The sequence below is a fragment of the Streptomyces sp. HNM0575 genome (assembly GCF_012726265.1).
Taxonomy (GTDB): Bacteria; Actinomycetota; Actinomycetes; order Streptomycetales; family Streptomycetaceae; genus Streptomyces.
The window spans coordinates 298,517-318,699 of sequence record NZ_JAASAG010000005.1; the positions used below are offsets into that span (position 1 = coordinate 298,517).

The 20,183-nt window shown below is 69.9% G+C and carries 21 protein-coding genes; 10 read left to right on the forward strand and 11 right to left on the reverse strand.

Annotated features, from left to right (window positions below; translation table 11 throughout):
• Positions 1-190 precede the first annotated feature (190 nt).
• Positions 191-331, reverse strand: coding sequence for a hypothetical protein (locus HCC61_RS14870; RefSeq protein WP_169135909.1), 141 nt, complete (start codon positions 329-331; stop codon positions 191-193).
• A gap of 446 nt (positions 332-777) precedes the next feature.
• Here HCC61_RS14870 and HCC61_RS14875 point away from each other — a divergent pair, with 446 nt between their 5' ends.
• The 3 genes from HCC61_RS14875 (at position 778) to HCC61_RS14885 (ending at position 2,986) form a co-directional block, all read left to right on the forward strand.
• A complete protein-coding gene (locus tag HCC61_RS14875) occupies positions 778-1,758 on the forward strand; it encodes a ParB N-terminal domain-containing protein (protein ID WP_346777203.1) in 981 nt (326 codons plus the stop codon).
• A gap of 121 nt (positions 1,759-1,879) precedes the next feature.
• The gene (locus tag HCC61_RS14880; RefSeq protein WP_169135911.1) at positions 1,880-2,065 is read left to right on the forward strand and encodes a 2-hydroxymuconate tautomerase family protein; all 186 of its coding nucleotides are present in this window, start codon (positions 1,880-1,882) and stop codon (positions 2,063-2,065) included.
• Positions 2,066-2,098: 33 nt separating this feature from the next.
• The gene (locus HCC61_RS14885) at positions 2,099-2,986 is read left to right on the forward strand and encodes a class I SAM-dependent methyltransferase (protein ID WP_169135912.1); all 888 of its coding nucleotides are present in this window, start codon (positions 2,099-2,101) and stop codon (positions 2,984-2,986) included.
• 150 nt (positions 2,987-3,136) lie between these two features.
• Here HCC61_RS14885 and HCC61_RS14890 read toward each other — a convergent pair whose 3' ends face one another.
• Complete coding sequence (locus HCC61_RS14890) at positions 3,137-3,991, reverse strand: class I SAM-dependent methyltransferase (RefSeq protein WP_169135913.1); 855 nt, start codon at positions 3,989-3,991, stop codon at positions 3,137-3,139.
• Between the two features lie 320 nt (positions 3,992-4,311).
• Here HCC61_RS14890 and HCC61_RS14895 point away from each other — a divergent pair, with 320 nt between their 5' ends.
• A complete protein-coding gene (locus HCC61_RS14895; RefSeq protein ID WP_169135914.1) occupies positions 4,312-5,544 on the forward strand; it encodes a cytochrome P450 in 1,233 nt (410 codons plus the stop codon).
• A gap of 112 nt (positions 5,545-5,656) precedes the next feature.
• Here the strand turns inward: HCC61_RS14895 and HCC61_RS14900 are convergent, their stop codons facing one another.
• Positions 5,657-6,688, reverse strand: coding sequence for a class I SAM-dependent methyltransferase (locus HCC61_RS14900; RefSeq protein WP_169135915.1), 1,032 nt, complete (start codon positions 6,686-6,688; stop codon positions 5,657-5,659).
• A 238-nt stretch (positions 6,689-6,926) separates the two neighbouring features.
• On the opposite strand from HCC61_RS14900, the gene HCC61_RS14905 reads away from it, so the two are divergent.
• The 6 genes from HCC61_RS14905 (at position 6,927) to HCC61_RS14930 (ending at position 11,943) form a co-directional block, all read left to right on the forward strand.
• A complete protein-coding gene (locus tag HCC61_RS14905; RefSeq protein ID WP_169135916.1) occupies positions 6,927-7,082 on the forward strand; it encodes a CopG family transcriptional regulator in 156 nt (51 codons plus the stop codon).
• A gap of 30 nt (positions 7,083-7,112) precedes the next feature.
• Positions 7,113-7,457 carry a VOC family protein gene (locus tag HCC61_RS14910; RefSeq protein WP_169135917.1) on the forward strand — a complete coding sequence of 115 codons (345 nt, stop codon included), beginning with the start codon at positions 7,113-7,115 and terminating at the stop codon, positions 7,455-7,457.
• A 293-nt stretch (positions 7,458-7,750) separates the two neighbouring features.
• Positions 7,751-9,247, forward strand: coding sequence for an MFS transporter (locus tag HCC61_RS14915; RefSeq protein WP_240968987.1), 1,497 nt, complete (start codon positions 7,751-7,753; stop codon positions 9,245-9,247).
• 108 nt (positions 9,248-9,355) lie between these two features.
• Positions 9,356-9,973 (forward strand): response regulator transcription factor, encoded by a 618-nt coding sequence (locus tag HCC61_RS14920; protein WP_346777204.1) that lies wholly within the window; start codon positions 9,356-9,358, stop codon positions 9,971-9,973.
• Between the two features lie 316 nt (positions 9,974-10,289).
• Positions 10,290-11,033: a class I SAM-dependent methyltransferase gene (locus tag HCC61_RS14925; protein WP_240968988.1), complete on the forward strand. Its 744-nt coding sequence runs from the start codon at positions 10,290-10,292 to the stop codon at positions 11,031-11,033.
• Between the two features lie 64 nt (positions 11,034-11,097).
• On the forward strand, positions 11,098-11,943 hold the full coding sequence (locus tag HCC61_RS14930; RefSeq protein ID WP_169135919.1) for a class I SAM-dependent methyltransferase: 846 nt from the start codon (positions 11,098-11,100) through the stop codon (positions 11,941-11,943).
• 86 nt (positions 11,944-12,029) lie between these two features.
• Here HCC61_RS14930 and HCC61_RS14935 read toward each other — a convergent pair whose 3' ends face one another.
• From HCC61_RS14935 to HCC61_RS14970, 8 genes are all read right to left on the reverse strand, one after another.
• On the reverse strand, positions 12,030-12,494 hold the full coding sequence (locus HCC61_RS14935; RefSeq protein ID WP_169135920.1) for a VOC family protein: 465 nt from the start codon (positions 12,492-12,494) through the stop codon (positions 12,030-12,032).
• Between the two features lie 31 nt (positions 12,495-12,525).
• Positions 12,526-13,599, reverse strand: a complete 1,074-nt coding sequence (locus HCC61_RS14940; RefSeq protein ID WP_169135921.1) for a histidinol-phosphate transaminase — start codon at positions 13,597-13,599, stop codon at positions 12,526-12,528.
• 37 nt (positions 13,600-13,636) lie between these two features.
• Positions 13,637-14,032: a cupin domain-containing protein gene (locus HCC61_RS14945; RefSeq protein ID WP_169135922.1), complete on the reverse strand. Its 396-nt coding sequence runs from the start codon at positions 14,030-14,032 to the stop codon at positions 13,637-13,639.
• Entirely contained in the window at positions 14,029-15,072 is a 1,044-nt protein-coding gene (locus HCC61_RS14950) for a class I SAM-dependent methyltransferase (protein ID WP_169135923.1), read from the reverse strand. Before HCC61_RS14950 ends, HCC61_RS14945 begins: the two co-directional genes overlap by 4 nt.
• Positions 15,073-15,201: 129 nt before the next feature.
• Positions 15,202-16,320 carry an FAD-dependent oxidoreductase gene (locus HCC61_RS14955; RefSeq protein WP_169135924.1) on the reverse strand — a complete coding sequence of 373 codons (1,119 nt, stop codon included), beginning with the start codon at positions 16,318-16,320 and terminating at the stop codon, positions 15,202-15,204.
• Positions 16,313-17,272, reverse strand: a complete 960-nt coding sequence (locus HCC61_RS14960) for a hypothetical protein (RefSeq protein ID WP_169135925.1) — start codon at positions 17,270-17,272, stop codon at positions 16,313-16,315. The genes HCC61_RS14955 and HCC61_RS14960 overlap by 8 nt, the downstream gene beginning before the upstream one ends.
• Before the next feature lie 190 nt (positions 17,273-17,462).
• Positions 17,463-19,076, reverse strand: coding sequence for a DHA2 family efflux MFS transporter permease subunit (locus tag HCC61_RS14965; RefSeq protein WP_169135926.1), 1,614 nt, complete (start codon positions 19,074-19,076; stop codon positions 17,463-17,465).
• The gene (locus HCC61_RS14970; protein ID WP_169135927.1) at positions 19,073-20,179 is read right to left on the reverse strand and encodes an FAD-binding oxidoreductase; all 1,107 of its coding nucleotides are present in this window, start codon (positions 20,177-20,179) and stop codon (positions 19,073-19,075) included. The genes HCC61_RS14965 and HCC61_RS14970 overlap by 4 nt, the downstream gene beginning before the upstream one ends.
• Between the last annotated feature and the right edge of the window lie 4 nt (positions 20,180-20,183).

Here is a 20,183-nt window from a genome sequence, read left to right on the forward strand (position 1 = left end):
AGCCAGGGCGGTCGATCCCCGAATTCCTTACGTGTGTGCCGGAACTGGCCGGTGCAGAAGGGCTCCCGGCCGTCCGGGAAGACCGTGACCGACGCCGGCGCCGGTCCCGCCCGCGGGAACTGACGCCGGCTCAGCGGGCGTTCGCATGATCCACCGCCCCCCGCGAGCAGCCGGGCGGGAGCCGCGGCGATCAGGGTCGCCTGGCGCCTCGAAGTGTCCGCCGGTGGTCGAAGAAGGCGTCGCCGTGGAGTCCGTGAAGGAGGGAGTTCTCCGGCCGGGCCAGGTCGTCCGGCGGCACTCCCGCGTTGGAACGGCCGTCGACGCGGCTCATTCCACTACCTCCTGTCCCCGTAAGCACCGTGGTCATCGAACAGCGCCCGTGCCGTCCTGTCGTGAGTCATCTGCCCCCAGCCGCATGGGAACTACGGGAGGGCCACGAGTCCCACCCGGAGTGGGAAAGCCTCGGGATATCTGACCCATGGCGGTAGGACAGTGCGCCTGGCAACGTGCGGGAACGTCCGCGACGATCAGGCGAGCCCGTCGCCGGACGCCACCTGGGTCCGGGGTCACGGCACGGGGTGAGTCCGACCGTCGTCCCGCCGGAGCCGCACCGGGCGAACTGATCTGGGGGTAGAGCGAATCAAGCATGCGCAGAACCACCCATCGAGCGGAGAGGTCCGCGCTACGACCTGCCGCATCACCAGCGACGATCGCTTCGAGCAGGAAGGTCGCACTGTGAATGATCAGTCCGTTGTCGGCGTTGCCGAAGAGAACGACGTGGGAGGGACCACGGTCCCGGCGGTCCTGAGGAGGCTGCCGCTCACCGACGTCGTGCAGCCCGACTCGCCCCGCCTGTCCGGCGTCGACGACGAGCACGCCCGGCTGCTGGCGAATTCGGATGCGGCGCTGCCGCCGATCCTCGTCAACCGGCGCACCATGCGCGTCGTCGACGGTGCGCATCGGCTCATGGCCGCGAGACTCCGCGGGCAGCAGGCGATCGAAGTGGACTTCTGCGACTGCGACAACGACGAGGCGTTCGTGCTCGCGGTCGAGAAGAACGTGCGGCACGGACTGCCCCTGTCGCGGGCCGAACGGACGGCGGCGGCGGAGCGCATCATCGGCTCCTATCCGGAATGGTCGGACCGCGCGATCGCCGCGGTGGCCGGACTCTCGCACAAGACGGTCGGGACGATTCGAAGACGGCTGACGAAGGACTCCGAGCCGGTTACCCATCGCCGGGGCAGGGACGGCAGATTGCGGCCCGTCGACGGCGCCGCCGTCCGCGCCAGGGTGAGCGGACTGCTCGTGGACCGGCAGGGCGCCTCGCTGCGGGAGATCGCCCGTGAGGCCGGGGTCAGCCCGGACACGGTGCGGAACGTGCGTGACGACTCGCGCCGTGCCGAGATCCCGCTGGTGTCCGAACCCGCCGGCGCCGCGGCCCCCGGCCGGGAGGAGAGCGAAGCTCCCAAGCCGGCGAGCACGTGCGTACGGACGCAGCCGGAGGCGGGCGTTCCCGACCGGTCCGCACTGGTTCGCAGCCTGCGCAGCGACCCTTCGCTGCGGTTCTCCGAGTCGGGGCGCGTTCTGCTGCGGCTGCTCACCGCGTACGCGCCCGATTCGGACGACCTGGCGCGGCTCAGCGAGAACGTGCCGATTCACCGCGCGGCCGGTATAGCGCAGTTGGCCAGGGAGTACGGCCGTTTCTGGCAGAAGTTCGCGGTCGCCGTCGAACAGCGGCAGCAACAGGCGGAGATCTAGGACGAGATCGCACGTACGGACAGAGCGAGACGGACTCAGCGAGACCGGACACACAGACCGGACACGGCGAGACGACAGAGCAGTCGGACAGAGCGAGACCGGACAGGAGGGATGACCTGCGATGCCACTTGTGCAGGTGAACTGGTGGAAGGGCGTCGGCGAGGCCGAACGCCGCCAGCTCGTCGAAGAGGTGACGGGGACTGTGGCGCGGATAGCGAAGTGCCCCGAGGCCGCCGTCACAGTGATCATCACCGATGTGGAGACGGACCACTGGGGTCGCGGCGGAAAGCTGGCGGCCGACCTCTGACCGAAACACCGGGCGCCGTTGAAATCCCCTGCCATGTGCGAACCGATCGGAGAGGACACCGCTGTGCCTGACCAGATCTGTGCAGAGCCCAGCAGCACCGCCGTACGCACCGCCCTGTGGCGTGCCCTGCACGTCCAGCACGACGACTCGCCGCCGGTTCTCGACGACGAGACCGGTCTCCGTCTGGCCGGTCCGGGCGAGGAGTGGCGCCGGCGTCCCGACATGGAGCCGGACGACAATCCGTTCGCCCGCGCCGCGGTCATCACGCGATGCAGATTCGCCGAGGACCTTGTCGTCGAGGAGGTCCGCCGCGGGGTGCGGCAGTACGTCGTGCTCGGCGCCGGCCTGGACACCTTCGCCCAGCGCCGGACGGATCTCGCTCCGGCGTTGAGCATCTTCGAAGTCGACCCTCCCGGACCGCAGTTGTGGAAGCGGCGGCGCCTGGTGGAACTGGGCTTCGGCATTCCCCCGTGGCTGCACTTCGTGCCGTTCGACTTCGAATCGGGCGGGTCCTGGTGGGACGAGCTGGTGGCGGGGGGCTTCGATCCGGACCGGCCGGCCGTCGTGGCGTCGCTCGGCGTCAGCACGTACCTCAGCAAGGAGGCCATCGTGGGCATGCTGCGGCAGGGCACCGCGCTCGCCCCCGGCTCGACCCTGGTCACCACCTTCCAGCTCCCGCTGGAGATGATCGAGCCGGGTCCCCGCGAACTCCGCGCACGCGTGGAGAAGGCCGCGCGTGCGTCCGGCACGCCGTTCACGAGCTTCTTCGCCCCCGAGGAGATAGTGGCGCTGGCCCGTGACGCCGGCTTCCGTACGTCGGAGCACGTGCCCGCGGCCGACCTCACCGAGCGCTACTTCGCCGGACGGGCCGACGGCCTCCGCCCGTCCAACGCCGAGGAGTTGCTGGTCGTCACCACGTGACGGGGGTCGCCGAGGCGCGGGCTGCCACGATGCTCGGACGGACATACGACGCGGACGCTCCTGCGGAGGTGAAATGCCTCCGCAGGAGCGTCCGCCCGGTCCCGGCCCCGGTCCGTCGAGTCCTTCTCGCGTCAGGTGCCCGCGCTCCCGTCAGGTGCCCGCGATGAGGAAGGGCTCCCCGGCCGCCGGACGGAAGCCGTCGGTGCGCCCGGTGAAGTAGCGCTCGGTGACCTCCTCGGTGGAGACGTACCGGACGTCGCGGAACCCGGCCTCCCTGGCGAGGTCCAGCATTTCCTCGGGCGTGAAGCAGCTGCGGAACCGGATGCGGGGCCCCGGCTTCGGCCGGCCCGCCGCCTCGTGCGCGGCGGGGTCCTCCGGCTCGTCGAAGGCGGTGGTCAGGATGAACGTCATGGCCAGGGTCGAGCCGGAGGCGGCTCGCGCGGCCTGCCTCAACGTGTCCGTCACGGCCTCCTTGGTGAGGTACATGGTCACGCCCGCACAGGCCAGCACCGCGGGCCTCGCCGGGTCGAAGCCGTTCTCGACCAGGCTGTCCCACCAGGATTCGCCGGCCTCGAAGTCGACGGGCACCAACCGCAGCCACTCCGGGACTCCGTGGCCGAGCTCGGCCAGCCGCCGCCGCTTCCACTCCTGCGTGCCGGGCTGGTCGATCTCGAACACCCGCAGCCGCCCGGCGAATTCGGGCCGGCGCTGGGCGAAGGTGTCCAGACCCGCACCGAGGATCACGTACTGGGACACGCCCTGGCCGCACTGCTCGGCGACCAGATCCTCGATGAGCCGCGCCCGTGCGACGACGCCCGCCCGGAAGCCGCTCATTCCGTCTCCCGCCATGTCCGGACGCAGGTTCCAGTCCTCGCCCGGGTCCGCCAGCCGCAGCCCGATCTCGTCCTCGATCACATGCGGAGGCTCGTCGACCCGCATGTGCATGGCCCGCCAGAGGGCGACCCGCACCGCTGTCTCGTCCGGCACCACTGTTTTCTCGGGCACGTGAATTCCCCTTGCTTTCGGCGGTGTTCGCTGGATCGGTACGGGTGGTTCGGCCCCGGATCCGAGTTTTAAGAACCCGGGATATAAGCGTCAAGCGACCGGAGAGCACACAGGACGGGGCGGCGCTTCGGCGCTTACGCTGACGGGCCGGCTCGCGCGTGTCCGAGTGGAGAAATTCCCCACTCGGACAGCAGGACGCGGGCCGCCCTGCTCAGCCTTGTCAGGCGTCAACTGCGCAATCTATAACGGCACTGAGCACGTGAGAATCGCCCGACGGTGCCCGCGATGTGCCGCCTCCGGACAGGACAGGAAGAATTCCAATGGTCGACCGGGAAAAGAAGTTGCCGACGAAGAGCACGGGAACGACCGAGGCGCCGTACGTATTCGATCCCTTCGCGCCCGGGTTTTCCGACGACCCGTATCCGCACTACGCGAGACTGCGCGGGACCGACCCGGTGCACGAGCATCCGAAGGGGTTCTGGATCGTCTCCAGGCACGCCGACGTGGTCGGCCTGCTGCGCGCCAAGCACTCGGTGGAGGACGACAACGTCACCAAGAGCCGGATTCACGCGCTGTCCATGATGGACCAGGACCCGCCGGACCACACCCGGCTCCGCAGGCTGCTCACCAAGGTGTTCACCGAGCGTGCCGTCAACGGACTCGCCCCGCTGATCACCGACCTCGTCGACAAGGCCCTGGACCGTGTCGAGCAGACGGTGGCCGAGCAGGGGCAGGCCGACCTGGTCGCCGAACTCGCCTATCCGCTCCCGCTGTTGGTGATCTGCGAGATGCTCGGCATGGAAGCCGACTACGAGTGGCTGCGTGAGCGGGCCGCCGTTCTGGCGCACTCGCTGGAGCCGGTGGCCGACCCCGGACCGGAGCTCATCAAGGCGATCGAGACGGCCGAGACCGAACTCGTCGAACGGATCGCCGGCGTCATCGAGGCCAAGCGCAAGGCGCCCGCCCGGGAGAACCCCGACCTGCTGACCCAGTTGATCCAGGCCGAGGACGGCGGCGACGTGCTCAGCGACGAGGAGCTGATCGCCCAGGTCGTGCTGCTGTATCTGGCGGGCTACGCGACCACCATGAACCTGCTCGCCAACGGCGTCGTGGCCCTGCTCCGCCACCCCGCGCAGCTCGAACTGCTGCGTACCCGGGAGGACTTGGACGCGAACGCGGCGGACGAGCTGCTGCGGTACGACACTTCCGTGCAGTACTCACGGCGGATCACGCTGTCGCCTCACGAGGCCGGCGGCAAGGTGATCCCCGCGGGTGCCACGGTGCTGGCCGGCCTGGCCTCGGCCAATCGCGACGAGGCGGTCTTCGGCCCGTCCGCGGACGAACTGCGCCTGGACCGGCCGGAGGCGAGGAAGCACGTCTCCTTCGGCGGCGGACCGCACCACTGCCTCGGTGCCGCGCTGGCGCGGCTGGAGATCCGGATCGCCGTCTGCCGCCTGGTGCGCCGCTTCGACAGGCTGGCGCTGGCCGACGACATCGCCTGGCACCCGCTGATGATCACGCGCGGGCCTGTCAGCGTGCCGGTCACGGTGTGAGCGTGAGGGTGCCGATCAGGGCGTGAGGGCCCTCCGCGGTCCCGCCGACCGAGCGCGAGATGTCTCCGGCCCGGTCCCCGAACATCGGGGACCGGGCCGAAGACCGGGAATATCACCGGGACTTGATGCCCGACTGGAGGTTGAGTCCTCCGCTGGCGGCCAGCCGCACCGGCTTGGCCGGCTTGAGCCCCGCCGCGCGTTGCCAGGCGGCCATCCGGGACGGCGACCACGTTCCCGACTCGCTGGCCAGCGCGAAGTAGAAGTCCCTCAGCGCGGCCAACTGCTGCGCCTTTCCCTGGCCCTTCGAGGCGGGGAACTCGGCGATGGTGTACACGCCGCCGGGACGCAGGGCCCGCGCCACCTTGGCGGTCAGCTCACGGTTCTGCGCGTCGCTGAAGTGGTGCGCCACCCCGATGATGATCACCGCGTCGTAGCACTCCTCGCCGAAGTCGTCGGTCAGCGCGTTGCCCGCCTGATGACGTACGCGGTCGCCCATCCCGTCCTCGGCCAGCAGCGGCGCGGCGTGCCGTACGGCGTCGGGAAGGTCGAGCACGACGGCGCGCAGGCTCGGGTGACGGCGGCACAACGCGACCGAATAGGCCCCGTGCGAGCCGCCGATGTCGAGCAGATCGGTGGCTCCCTCGGGAACGGGAACTGCCTTGGCCACCATGCCGGTCTGTCCGTGGGTCAGCGCCTTCATGCCGCGCTGGTAGGAGTCCCATACGTCGTCGGTCATGCCGGTGTGGAAGTCGAGCGGCTTGCCGCTGCGCAGGTACTCGTCGGCTCGCTGCATGAGCCCGAGTTCGTAGAACTGGAGGAGCAGCTTGTCGTTGACCGCGTGCGGGCTCGTGGTGACCAGCCATTTACGGGACAGCTTGGTCAGCTCGTACTGATCACCGCTGGCTCGCAGATATCCCGACGCCACCAGCGACGGCAGGAGTTTCGCGGTGCTGGCCGGGTGGGTGCCGCAGTCGGCCGCTATCTTTTCGGCGGTGGCAGGGCCGGCGGCCACCGCGTCGAAAAGGCCGACCTTGACCGCCGCCATGATGACTTGGACGTAGGTGCCCCCGACCTGAGTGTCGAGCACGGGCCGCGCGATCAAATTGGACTTGATGAGCAGCCATTCCAGTGGATTACTTGCCATTAAGCCGAATCGCATTCGTCGAGCATAACGCCGTGCGGCCGGCCGAGTAACTCGCGGAGCCTGGCGGACTGTTGCCTTCCGCATCGCGTACGGACGGAAATGAACCGGGCCTCGCATTACTTCACCGCGGGCCGCCGGTGACGGGTGGTGGCTGCCGGCAGCCTGGGACCGGACCCTGTGATGTGCCCGGTCACGTGCGACAGTTGGCAACCCCATGCGAGCATGCTAGCATGCTCGCATGGGTGCTGAGGATGTCAGGCAATTCAACGTCTACCTGCCGGGAGAGCTGATCAGGCAGGTGAAGCACTTTGCCATCGACTGCGAATTGTCGCTGTCGGCGCTGGTTGCTGAAGCGCTGCGTGCCTACCTCGCAGAGCACCAGCGGGAGAATTGAGACGTGGTGACCTCGTGAAAGGAACCAGGTATGACGACCGAGGGTGTCGAAGGCGTTTACATCGAGACCCACAGCTGGGGGAAGATGGCCAAGTTCTTGGAGTCGCTGGGCTTCAAGGTCGAATTCTCCACCGAGCACGGCTCGGGGATGCTGAAGCAGGAAGACGGCCCGTACTTCGTCGTCGGTGAGATTCCCGAGGAGCGCAAGCCCCAGGTGCAGGTCGTGCTGCACGTCGCGGACGCCGCCACCTTCAAGCCCGATCCCGTCGTCGAGGTGGTCTCGCCGTTCGAGGAGACTCACTACGGCACTCAGCGAATGGTGGTGCGCGACCCCGACGGGCGGGAATGGAGCATCGAGGCGCCGCTCAAGAGCTGAACCCCCGAGCCGAGGCGGGACCCGTCGCCGGCCACCGTGAAATCCGGTGGCTCCCCCGGCTGTGCGACGCGGAAGCGCCTCGCCCCGACGCCCCCGATGCCGAGTGGCATCGGGGGCGTTCCCCTTTCGCGCCCGCCCGGAAAGGGGGAAGCTTCGGCAGTCCCTCTCACACACTCCGCCCGGAAGCCGTTTCCGCTGCCGGCGGCGGATTTCCACGGGCGGTGCGACAACTCCCGGACGAATGGCCGGCAAACGCCCCTGTATCTGTCATGCGAGCATGCTAGCATCCTCGCATGACAGAAGATTTCCGAGTCGAAAGGGATGCGGGGGCACCGATGGTCAGCGAAGAATCCGCGACGGAGAGGGCGGACGTTCCGGCGCCGCCCGAGACGCCGCGGCGCGGTCTCGGCATGCTCGTCGTGATGGTCGGCGTGCTCATCTCGGCGGTCGACGGCACGATCGTGGTGCTCGCCCTGCCGGAGATCGAAGAGGACCTCAACATCTCTCTGGCCGCGGTGACATGGGTCGTCGTGGGCTATCTCCTCGTGGTCACGGTGCTTTCCACGCAACTGGGCCGGTTCGGCGACATGTTCGGCCGGGTGCGCATGTACAAGGCCGGCTTCTGGGTGTTCACGCTCGGTTCGGTGCTGTGCGCGCTGGCCTGGGACGCCTCGACCATCATCGGTTTCCGCCTGCTCCAGGGGCTCGGCGCGGCCCTGATCGCGGCCAACAGCGGCGCGATCATCTCCGAGCTGTATCCGCCGGAGGAGCGAGGCCGTGCCTACGGGTACAACGCCTTCGGCTTCTCCATCGGTTCGGTGCTCGGCGTCCTGCTCGGCGGGGTCATGGTGACCTACGTGTCGTGGCAGTGGATCTTCTGGATCAACGTGCCGATCTGCCTCGTAGCGCTGGTTCTGGCGGGGGCGGTGCTGCGCGACCACAGCGAACGCCGCCGCAGGACCCTGGACTTCGGCGGCATGATCACCCTGGGGCTCGGGCTCTTCGGGATCCTGTGGGCGATGACGGGACTGGCGTCCGGGCCCCTCGACGGGACCCTGATCGCCTTCCTCGTGGGCGGGATCGTGCTGCTGGCGGCGTTCGTCCTCATCGAACTGCGGCACAGCGAGCCGACGTTGGACCTGTCCCTCTTCCGCATCCCCACGATGGCGCCGTCGCTGATGGCCGCGCTGCTTCAGGGCGTCGGCAGTTTCGCCGTGCTCTTCCTCGTCATCATGTATCTCCAGGGCACGCGCGGAATGAGCCCGATCAACGCGTCGTTGCTGCTCGTGCCCGGCTATGTGATCGGCGCCGTGGTGGGGCCGTACGCCGGGCGGCTCACCGACCGGTTCGGGTCCGTCGTCCCCGCGACCGTGGGTCTCGGCATCTCGGTGGCCGCGATGGCGATCTTCGCCCAGATGACGGCGGTGAGCAGCCTGTGGCTGGCCGCGGTCGGCAACCTCGTGATCATGATCGGCGGCAGCTTCTTCTTTCCGGCGAACAGCACCGCCGTGATGAGGGCGGCGCCGCCGGACCGGCTGGGGATCGCCTCCGGTGTGCTGCGCACGTTCTCCAGCATCGGCATGGTGTTCTCGTTCACGACGGCCATGCTCGTGGCCTCGCATTCGATCCCGCGCGACCTGGCGTTCGCCATCTTCGTCGGCACCAGCAGCCTGCACGGTCGCCTCGCGGTGGTGTTCGCCGACGGGCTGAGCGGAGCCTTCTACACCATGATGGGGATCATGGTCCTCGCGGCGATCCTGTCGGGCCTGCGCGGCAAGGCCCGCGTGTGAGGGGAGCCGTGGCGCCGCAAGGGGACGGCCGGTCCGGCCGCCGCGGCGCCGTGCGCTCGCGGCGACGGACAGCCGATCAACTGTCGACCACTGATTCGCGGGGGAAATGTGATCAGAACAGCGACGCTGGAGCCGGCTCGTGCCACGCGTACGACGGTGTTGATCGCGGGCGATCACCCGATCTACCGCTCCGGGTTACGGATCCTGCTGGACGGCGTGGAGTCGTTCCATGTCGTCGGCGAGTCGGGGACGGGCCCGGAGGCGGTGGCGATGGCGCACACGCTCCGTCCTCAGGTCGTGGTGATGGACATCGTGCTGCCGGACCAGCGCATCGCCGAGGTGATCGATCCGATCACCGGTTCCTGCCCGGACACGGCCGTGCTCATCATCAGCCCGCACGACGACCGTGAGGCTCTGATGTCCGCGATGCGCGCGGGGGCCCGCGGCTATCTGCTGAACGGCGCCCGCTGGCAGGACCTCGTGCTGGCGGTGAAGATGGTGCGCTCGGGCGGGCTCGTCTTCGACTCCTGCGCCTCCGACTGGGTCATCGAGCACCTCAACAGGCCGCGCGCAGCAGAGCCGTTGGCGCCCCGGCCGGACATCCGCCGACGCGACATGCTCGAACTGGTTCCGAGCCGGCACGACGGTCCGGCGCGTTCGCGGGGAGCCTGGTTTCTCGGCTCGCGCCGCCCGCCCTCGCGTACGGAACCGGCACCCGGCGCGTGATCCGGCTCCCGGTGCGTGATCCGGCTCCCGGTGCGTGATCCGGCTCCTGTGAGCGCGATTTCGGAACGCCTTCGTGTGAGTACGGGGTGTCCGGCTGAGGAAATTCCCAGTCGGACAGCCCGTACTCGGCGGAAGCTCTCGCGATAGCGTTGAAAAGCCCGCCGAGAGGCCGCCCGGAATGCAGGCTCTCGGCGGATTCCTTTCGCATGCTTTTGGGATGCCTTTCGGATGTCACTTCAACTCCCGCATTACCCCTGCGCGTTCAGACCCGGATCGGAGATCGGTGATGGCAAGACGGCTTCGAATGCTGATGCGCATGGGGAATCTGACCCGGACGGGACAGGTCGGCGACGGCCGGGAGGAGGCCCTCGTGGAGCACGTGCTGGAGCACGCGGCCCCGGGAGACCTCGACGACGTGATCCGGGTGATCGACGAGTACGCCTACCGGCAGGCCACGCTGATCAACGTCGGTGACGAGAAGGGGCTGTTGCTGGACGCGGCCGTGCGGCGGGCACAGCCCGGGCTGCTCCTCGAACTCGGTACGTACTGCGGATACGGCGCGCTGCGGATGGCCCGCGTCATGCCGCCGGGGGCACGGCTGTGCTCGATCGAGTTCAACGCCGCCAACGCCTCGGTGGCGCGCCGTATTTGGGACCACGCCGGGCTGGGGGAGGAGCGCGTCGCCGTGCTGCACGGCACGCTGGGGGACGGCGGGGCCACCATCGGGCGACTCACCGGCCGGTACGGCTTCGGCCCCGGCCGGGTGGACTTCGTGTTCGTCGACCACGTCAGCGACGCGTATCTGCCGGACCTGCGACGGATCCTCGACCGGCGGTGGCTGCACCCCGGCTCGATCGTGCTGGCCGACAACATGAAGGTGCCCGGTGCGCCGCGCTACCGCGAGTACCTGCGCGACGCCGAGGGCAAGGAGTGGCGCACCCGCGAGCACCGCACCCACGTCGAGTACCAGTCGTGGGTCAGGGACCTGGTGCTGGAGTCGGAGTACCTGCGCTCCCCGGATGCCGGAGATCAGGGCGCGACAGGGGCCGCGCCCGCGTAAGGACTTACGGGCTCCCGACAGGACCGGGGGCCCGGGACCGTGAAGCCTAGGAGAGGATCGATCAGTGACGGCGACGGCGGACAAGACGGCGGTTCGGGTTGCGTTGTGGCGGGCTCTGCACGTCCGGATCGATCCGCCTCCGCACGTGTTCGACGACGAACTCGGCGCGCAGCTCGTGGCACCGGACACCGGCTGGCGGTCACGGCCGGACATGGCGCCCGGAGCCACCGCCCGGGCGAGGGCGTCAATCGTGGCCCGTGCCCGGTTCACCGAGGACCTGGTCGTCGAGCAGGCCGGCCGAGGTGTCGACCAGTACGTCATCCTCGGCGCCGGGCTCGACACCTTCGCGCAGCGGCGGCCCGAAACCGCCGGGGGAGTGCGGGTGTTCGAGGTCGACCAGCCGGGGACGCAGGCGTGGAAAAGGCGGCGTCTCGACGAGCTGGGGTACGGCGTCCCCGAGTCGCTGCGGCTCGTGCCCGTCGACTTCGAATCGGACGAGTCCTGGTGGGCGCGCCTGACGGAAGCCGGTTTCGACCCCGGCCGGCCGGCCGTGCTGGCCTGCTCCGGCGTCACCATGTACCTCACGAAGGACGCGGTCGCCGCGACGCTCCGGCAGGCCGCGACCCTCGCGGCGGGCTCCACGCTGGCGGTGACGTTCATGCCGCCGCTCGACCTCGTCGACGCGGAGGAACGGCCCGCGAGGCAAGGAGTGGAGAGCGCCGCGCGCGCGGACGGTACTCCGTTCCTCAGCTTCTTCAGCCCGGACGAGATCCTGGCCCTCGCCAAGGACAGCGGGTTCCGCCAGGCCGAGTACGTGTCGGCGGGCGACCTCGAAGAGCGCTACTTCGCCGGGCGCGGTGACGGCCTCCGGCCGTCGAGCATCGAACAACTGCTGGTCGCCACCACGTGATCGCACGGCCGGGGCGTCGATCCCCGGCCTCATGAATCCGGGCCTGCCGCACACGCGGCAGGCCCGGATCGATGAGGGGCGGGTTCTCAGCTCTTCTCCCGCAGATACTCGCCGGCGCGGCGCTCGGACTCCTCCGGGCTCAGGTCCTCGATACGGGTTGCGACGGTCCAGCGGTGGCCGAACGGATCGGTCAACTGCCCCGTCCGGTCGCCGAAGAAGTGGTCCTGCACCGGCCGGGTCTCCTGCGCGCCCGCCCGCAGGGCCTGGGCGAAGGTCGCATCGACGTCCTCGACGAACAGATACAGGGTGACGGGCGTGCCACCGAGGACCTTCGGGCCCGGGAGACCGGCGGCGGGTGACTCGTCGGAGAGCATGACGATCGTGCCGCCGATCTGGATCTGCGCGTGCGGCACCATGCCGTCGGGCGCGGTGTACCGGGAGAGTTCCTTCGCGCCGAAGGCCCGGGTGTAGAAGGCGATCGCCTCGTCCGCGTCCGCCACGGACAGATACGCCGTCAGCTCCGCGTAGCCGTCCGGAACCGCCTTGACCATGTGCTGCCTCCATGACTTCGTCGAGTGGGTGCTACGGTCGCTGCCGGCCGGCGGTGATCTTGTCGAGCGCGCCGAGGAACTCCCGTAGCTCGTCCACGGAACCGAGCGAGACCCGCAGATGACCGGGGAAGCCGAACATGCCGGTGTCCCGCACGAGGATGCCGTGCTCCCTGGCCAGCAGGTCCTGCGCTTCGCCGGACGCCGCGACCTCCACGGCGACGAAGTTCGTGACCGACGGCAGGTACCGGTGTCCGCGGCGGGCGAGTTCGGCGCAGAACCACCGCCGCCGCTGCTCGCAGTCCTGCCGTACCCGGCCGAGGAACTCCTGGTCGGCGAGTGCCGCCAGCGCCGCCGCCTGCGCGGCACGGTTCACGCTGAAGGGCAGGACGCTCAGCGTGCGGCGCACCTCGGCGATCAGCTCGGCGGGACCGAGGGCGTAGCCGATGCGCAGCGCCGCCAGCCCGTAGGCCTTGGAGAACGTACGAAGGGCGAGCACCGGGGTGCCGTCCCGCAGTTGCTCCCTCGCCTGCGGCTGCGCCGGCGGGCCGAACTCGTGGTACGCCTCGTCGAAGACGAGGGGCGTGCCGCCGGCGCGTGCCGCGGAGACCAGCTGCTCCAGCGCCGGGCCGGGCAGTGCGGTGCCGCACGGGTTGTGCGGATTGCACACGTAGCCGATGCCGTATCCGGGGAGCCGTTCCGCGAACGCGGCCGCGTCGACCCCGGCACCGGCGAGCGGTATCTCGACGGCGCCGCGCCCGATGCGTTCCAGCGCCGCCAGGTAGCCGGGGAAGGTGCCGGCGGTGACGAGGCCGGGACGGTCCGGGTCCCCGAGGGTGAGCGCGGTCGCGAGCACCAGTTCGTCGCTGCCGTTGGCCACCGCGATCTGTTCCTCGAGCAACTCCCAGTGCCGGGCAAGCGCTTGGACGAGTCCCTCACGGTCGGGCGCGGGGTAGCGGTTGATCCGGTCCAGTTCACCGGTCACGGCCGCGACCGCCGCGGGGCTCGCGCCGTGCGGGCTCTCGCTGAGATGCAGCCGCACCAGGGAGTCGGCCGACGGCACGCCGGTGTTGTAGTTCTGCGTCTCGGGCCGGGCCGGAGCGTTCACGGGCGAAGCACCCCCGCCGCGGCCCTCGTCAGGGAGTTCACAGGTGATCTCCCACCAGGATCCCGAAGCAGTAACTCCCCACCGCGGCCTCCAGGGTGACGAAGTGGTGCTCGCTGCCGGCGGGGATGCGCATCACCGCCGGTGACACCAACTCGTGGCGCACTCCGTCGAGATGGACCTCGATACGGGCCTGGCCCGGCTCGGGGGAGACGAGGAGGTAGAGCTCGTCGACCTCGTGTACGTGCGGAGCGGCAACGGGCTTGCCCACGAGCTCGCTGAGCTCGCCGCCCGCTAGCTGCACCGGAAGCCCGCCGAACATGTCGGCGGTGAGGTAGAAGGGCGCGGGCCGGTGGTGCCCCGCCACGGCGAGCGGGATGGGGAGTCCGGTGATGATCTCCGCGCCGGCTTCGGCCGCCTGGTCCCGTACGGTCACGACGTCTCCAGGACGAACAGGTACGTGTGCGGAGCGCCGAACGGCACGGTGCGGCGCAGGTGCATCCCTCCTTGCTCGAAGAGGTGCTCGTATTCCTCACGGGTGTAGACGGGGACGCCCATCAGCGCGTGGGCGAGTTCGAACCCGCTGGAGAAGACCGGCAGCCGGGAGTCCGCGCCGCTGCTGCGCGGCCTGATCGTGGTGTCCGCCAGCAGGAAGGTGTGCGCCCGCGGGAAGGACTTGCGCAGCCGCGGGATGACCTCCGCACGGCGCTCCGGGGCGGCCAGCAGGTCGTGCAGGAACATGAAGCTCATCACGACGTCGGCCTGGTCGCCGCCTTCGATCTCGTGCCCCTTGAAGAGGATGTCGAGCACGTCCGCGCACACCGGCTCCACCGTGCCGCGCAGGCCGTACCGTTCGACGGTCTCGTGTGCCAGCAGGGTGGCCGGCCGGCTGATGTCTATGCCGATCCCGTGGCTTCCCGGGCGGTCCTTGACCAGCCGGGAGATCCGCTCGCTGACTCCGGCGCCGAGATCGACCAGGGTGTGGAAGTCGATTCCGGCGATCTCCTCGTCGAGGATGTGGCGCATCAGGGCCGTGTCCGCCTGGGCCGAGCCGAGCGCGACCATCCGCTCGTCGCGGTGCAGGTCGAGGCCGAACCGGCGCTCACCGCGCGCGAGGGGCGCCGCGTTGGCGAAGACGTCGTGGTAGCCGCCGACGCCCCAGGTGAAGAAGCCGAGGGTCCTGCCGGCGTCCGTGCCGACGGCGGTGGCCCTTACGTGGTCGGCGTGTGCGTCGAGGTATCCGAACCCTTCCGCGGCCCGGACGAGCGCCCGGAAGACGTCGGGGTCCAGCTTGTTCTCCCGGCAGAAGACGGGAATGTCGATGACTTGCTCTTCGTGCAACTGCCGGAAGACTCCGAGCCGTTCCAGCGCGTGCAGCACGTGCGCGCAGATATAGCCGTTGAACGCGGTGTCCGGATTCAACGGCGTCAGTGCCTGGCCTTGCCATTCCGAAGTGACTTCGTCTACCGACGGCAATGTTCTACACCTTTCAGATCTCGCCGCGGACGCCGCGCATGACAGCGGAGCAGGCGTCCACGGCCGTCGCCGTCCCGCAACCGGGGGCGGCGGGCAGCGTGTTCGGGCTGCCCGCCGCGGGGAGTTCGCTCAGGCCGGTGTGTGCTCGGAGCTGGTGGCCAGCGAGAAGGGGGTGAGGTCGACTCCGGGGTCGTCGCCGCGGTGGAGATCGCGGACGATGCGGCCGGCGGTCGGCGCGTGAGCCAGGCCGTGACCGGTGAACCCGCCCGCGAAGAGGATGCGTTCGTGCTCGCCCTCGCCGCGGCCGATGAGCGCCGACTTCGTCGGGGTGACGTCCAGGGTCCCCGTCCAGGCGCTGTGCAGCTCGATGTCGTCCAGGTTCGGATACCACTTGGGCAGCTCTTCGACCGCGGCCTTGAACCAGATGTCGCGCATGCCCTCCTGCTTGGAGATGCGCTCCAGGCCGACCAGGAAGGACTTGCCCATCCCCATCGTCTTGAGGCCGGAGACCGGATGGAACGTGAACGGGGTGTCTATCTCGTGGTCGGCGAGCGGGTCGGTGTGCAGCAGTTCGGCGAACTGCCCCCACACCGGCAGCTCCATTCCGGCCAGTTCGGCGACGTCTCCGCTCCACGGCCCGGCGGCGATGACGATCGCGTCGGCGGTGAAGTCGCCCGCGGTGGTGGTCACTTCGCCGGTGCGGGCGTTCAGGCCGGTCACGGTGGTCTCGTTCAGCAGCCTCGCGCCGAGCTTGCGTGCCGCGTCCGCGTACCCCTTGACCAGCATCTCCGGCTTGACGCGGTAGCACTCCGGCGACCAGACCGCCCCCTCGATGGTGGCGGGGTCCAGCCACGGGTTGTACTCGTGGGCCTGGGCGGGGGTGAGCAGGTCCAGCTTGACGCCCACGTCGCGATGCGCGGGCAGCAGCGCCTCGATCTCGGCGGCCTGTTCCGGGCTGGTGAGGCAGGTGAGCAGCCCGAGATCCGCCAGGCCTATGTCGGTGCCCGTCTTCCCGGCGAACGAGCGGAACTCGGGCAGGCTGCGTACCGCCAGTTCGGAGTCGTGCACCTTCTTCGGGAAGTACGTGCGGAACGCGCGGGCGGTCTGCGACGTCGTGGCCGTGCCGAACTGGTCCTTCTCCAGCAAGACCACGTCGATGCCCGCCTCGGCGCAGTGGTAGGCGATGGACACGCCGATCACGCCACCGCCGATGATCAGCAGCTCGGTCTTGTTCTTCCGGTCAGGCATGCACACTCCTCGTGATGGTCGGACGGAACGTCCATGTGTCGCCCCCCAGTTCCCACGGGAACAGCTGTAGGTTCCACGCGCCGAGGGCGTTGGTGTAGGTGGCCATGTGGGACAGCAGGGCGGCGAAGTCGTCCCGTGAGGTGATCTCCGGCAGCAGGGCGACCATGTCCCGGGTCAGGTCCCACAGCGTGTCCAGGCCGCAGTAGCCGAGGAATTCGGTGGGCTTGACGAGCAGGATCCCGGCCATCTCCACCAGCGCCGAGAGCGGTACGTCGGTCAGGCGGGCGGCCCGCACCAGCCCGGTGTGGGAGACGTAACCCAGCGGCCGCGTCTCGCCGTTGATGCACACGAGCGTGGTCAGCACCGAGTTCTTGGTCCCGGCCCCCGTGTCGAACCGGCCCTCGTGCGCGGCGATCAGCTCGTCGGGCGGCTCGATCAGCACCCGCTCCGTCTCCGAGGCGATCCGCTCGATCAGGTCGCGCACCCGCGCGGACTCCGCGGGCATGCGGCGCACGCCGTGCCCGGCGTCGCCGTCGGCCCGCCGGACCTGCGCGAGGATCGGGGCGCCGTCGCCGTGCACGGAATCCCAGACCATCCGGCCGATCTTCGGCAGCGAGTCCACGTCCTCGGGGACGACGGAGCCGATCGGGGCCGTGGGCATCGGTTCGGTCAGGTCGCCGTACTTGATGGTGAGGTGCTGCACCGCCGAACAGAACACGGTGCCGTTCGGCTGGACCTTGCGGTCGACGCGGTGGTCCGGCACGGCGTGCAGGAGATCGTGCGCCGGCGGCAGGTGGTAGATGCAGTCCCCGGCGACGAGCGCGTGCCCCTGCAAGGTCTGATACGGCAGCGCCGCCCACAGCGGTTCGACGAGTTCCGAGTTGCGCTCTTCGTCGAGAGCGATCCGCACCTTGGCGCCGATCGACGGCCAGGAGATTTCAATTTGGCGCATTATTCCTACCCCGTTCTACTCGGCCCTTCTGCGGAACGCAGTGTTCGGCAGACCAGGAGAGAGCCGGTCGGATAGTGACGCCGGCGACGCTATCAGCGCCCGTTATCAGGTGGTAGTGAGAATTGACCGGGCCCGCGATAAAGCCCGGTCTTTGTCACATCGATATCCGGGACGCAAAACTCGCTGTTTGTCACTTGGCCCGTCTTCCGTGCGCCTGCGCGGGTATTCCGGTGCCGGACCTGACAAATTCGGGGCCGGATTTCTCTTCGTGCCGTGGCCGTGTCAGAGCCGACGCGCAGAGCAGCGCGACCAGGGAGACCGCGAGCGGGAGCAGGGCCGTCTCCCGCAGCGCGCCGGCCAGTCCCTGGCGGAACGCTTCGGACGCCCCGTCACCGTGGACGTCGAGCGGGGAGAGGCCGGTGAAGCGGCCGCCGAGCGACTGCCGGTCGCCGGGCGGCAGCCCGCCGGTGTGCCGGGCCGTCAGACCTGGCAGCGCGGCGTCGAGCCGGTTCATCAGCAGCGCGCCGACGGCCGCGCTGCCCACCACCGCTCCGGCCTGCCGGGTGGTGTTGAAGACGCCGGAGCCCGCACCGGTGAGTGCCGGATCCAGATCGCCGACGCCCAGCTTGGCCATGAGCACGAAGACACAGGCGATCCCCGTGCCCGCGGCCACGAGCGCGGGTACGAACTGCCACGGCCCGGCCCCGGCGCCGATCTGGCCCGTCACCACCGCGAGTCCCGTGGCGTAGGCGATCAGACCGTAGACGAGCAGCGCCTTCCTCCCGATCCGTTCGCCGAGCCGGTCGACGAACGGTGCCGCCACCCCCGAGGCGAACGACGCCACCGCCAGAGCGAGCCCGGCCTCGCCCGGCGACAGGCCGAGCACGGCCTGAAGGTAGATCGTCATCGGCAGCATGAGCCCGGCCATGGCGATGCCGAAGCAGAGCATCACGGCGTTGGCGAGGGAGAAGTTGCGATTCGCGAACAGGCGGGGTGGCACGAGCGGTTCCCGCCTCTCCAGCCGTTGCTGCACGACGAAGGCGGCCAGCAGCAGACCGCCGAGGACGAGCAGCAGCGGAATGGTGACGGGCCCGGCGACGGTGCCCCAGCCGTAGCGCTCCCCTTCGAGGAGGCCGAAGCTGAGGGACAGCAGCGCCAGGCAGATCAGCACCATGCCGGGCACGTCGAAGCGGTGACGGGGACCCGGCGGTGGCCGCGGAGCGAGCAGCACGGCCGCGCCCGTGCCGAGGACGCCGGCCGGCAGGTTCACCAGGAAGATCCAGCGCCAGCCCAGCGCGTCGACGACGACCCCGCCCAGCAGCGGCCCGGCCACGGTGGACAGCCCGGCGACCATGCCCCACACCCCGAAGGCCGCGCCACGGTCGCGGGGCGGGAAGAGCACCGTGACGAAGGCGAGGGTCTGCGGGGTCAGCAACGCGGCGCCGAGGCCCTGGAGCACGCGGGCCCCGATCAGCTGGTGCACGTCCCCGGCGGCAGCGCACATCGCCGACGCCACGGTGAACACGACGAGTCCCGCGATATAGAGACGCCTCGGCCCGAACCGGTCGCCGAGCCGCCCCGCCGCGATCAACGGGACGGCCAGCGCCAGCAGATAGCCGTTGACGACCCACAGCACCTGGTCGAAGCCGGCGTCGAGGTCGTCGAGCATGGCCGGCAGGGCCACGTTGACGATGCCGGCGTCCACCAGCGTCATGAAGAATCCGCCGCAGAGCACGGCGAACACGGTGCGGGGACTGGCGCGGACGCGGTGCAGCCGGGCGCTCGGCGCCTGACGGGCGGTCACGAACCGCTCGGGCCCGGTGAGAACGGCGTCAGGTCGACGCCGGGGGACCGGCCGAGGCACAGGTCGCGGATGATCCTTCCGGTCGCGGGTGCCTGGCCGAGTTCCTGGCCGGTGTACCCGGACGCGACGAGGATCCGCTCGTGCGCGCCGCCCGCCCGGCCGACGAACGCCGTCCCCGTCGGCGTGACGTCCACCGACCCGGTCCACGCGCTGTGCAGCTCCACGTCCTTGAGCCGCGGGTACCGCTTCGCCGTCTCGCCGACGGCCTCCTCGAACCACACGTCGCGCATGCCGTGCCGCCGGGAGATGCGCTCAAGTCCGATCAGGAAGGAGCGGCCGGCGCCCAGCGTCTTGAGGCCGGACTCCGGGTGCACTGTGAACGGCGTCGCCGGCCCGCCTTCGCCGATGACCGGGCCGGTGCGGAACAGCTCGGCGGACTGCGCCCACAGCGGGAGGTCCAGCCCGGCCGCCGCGGCGATCCCGCCGCTGGCGGCACCGGCCGCGATCACGATCGTCTCCGCGTCGAACTCGCCCCGGGTGGTGGTGACTTGGCCGCTGCCGGGGTCCAGCGACGTCACCGAGTGGCCCGTGAGCAGACGGGCGCCGTACTCCCGCGCCTCCGCCGCGTATCCCCGTAACACCTTCTCCACGTCGATGAGGTACGACTGCGGGCACCAGACCGCGGCCTCGACGCCGGCCGGGTCGAGCCACGGGTTGTACCCGCACGCCTGAGCCGGGGTCAGCAGCTCCAGCTCCACCCCGGCGTCGCGCTGGGCCGCCAGCTCCCGCTCCAGCCCGGCGGCATGCTCCCGGCCGGTCGCCACCACCAGCCAGCCGACGTCCCCGACCACGAGATCGGCGCCTCCCGCCGGGCCGAACGAACGGTAGTCCGCGAGGCTGCGCACCGTCAGCTCCGAGTCGTGGACCTTCCCCGGCTGATAGCTGCGGACCGGGCGGGGGGCCCGCGAGAGGCCGGCTTCGGACGTGTCCGGATCGAGCAGGACGACGTCGATTCCGGCACGGGCGCAGTGGCAGGCGATGGACAGCGCCGTGACCCCTCCGCCGGCGATCAGCATTTCCGTGGTGTCTCTCCGGGCGGACATGAGC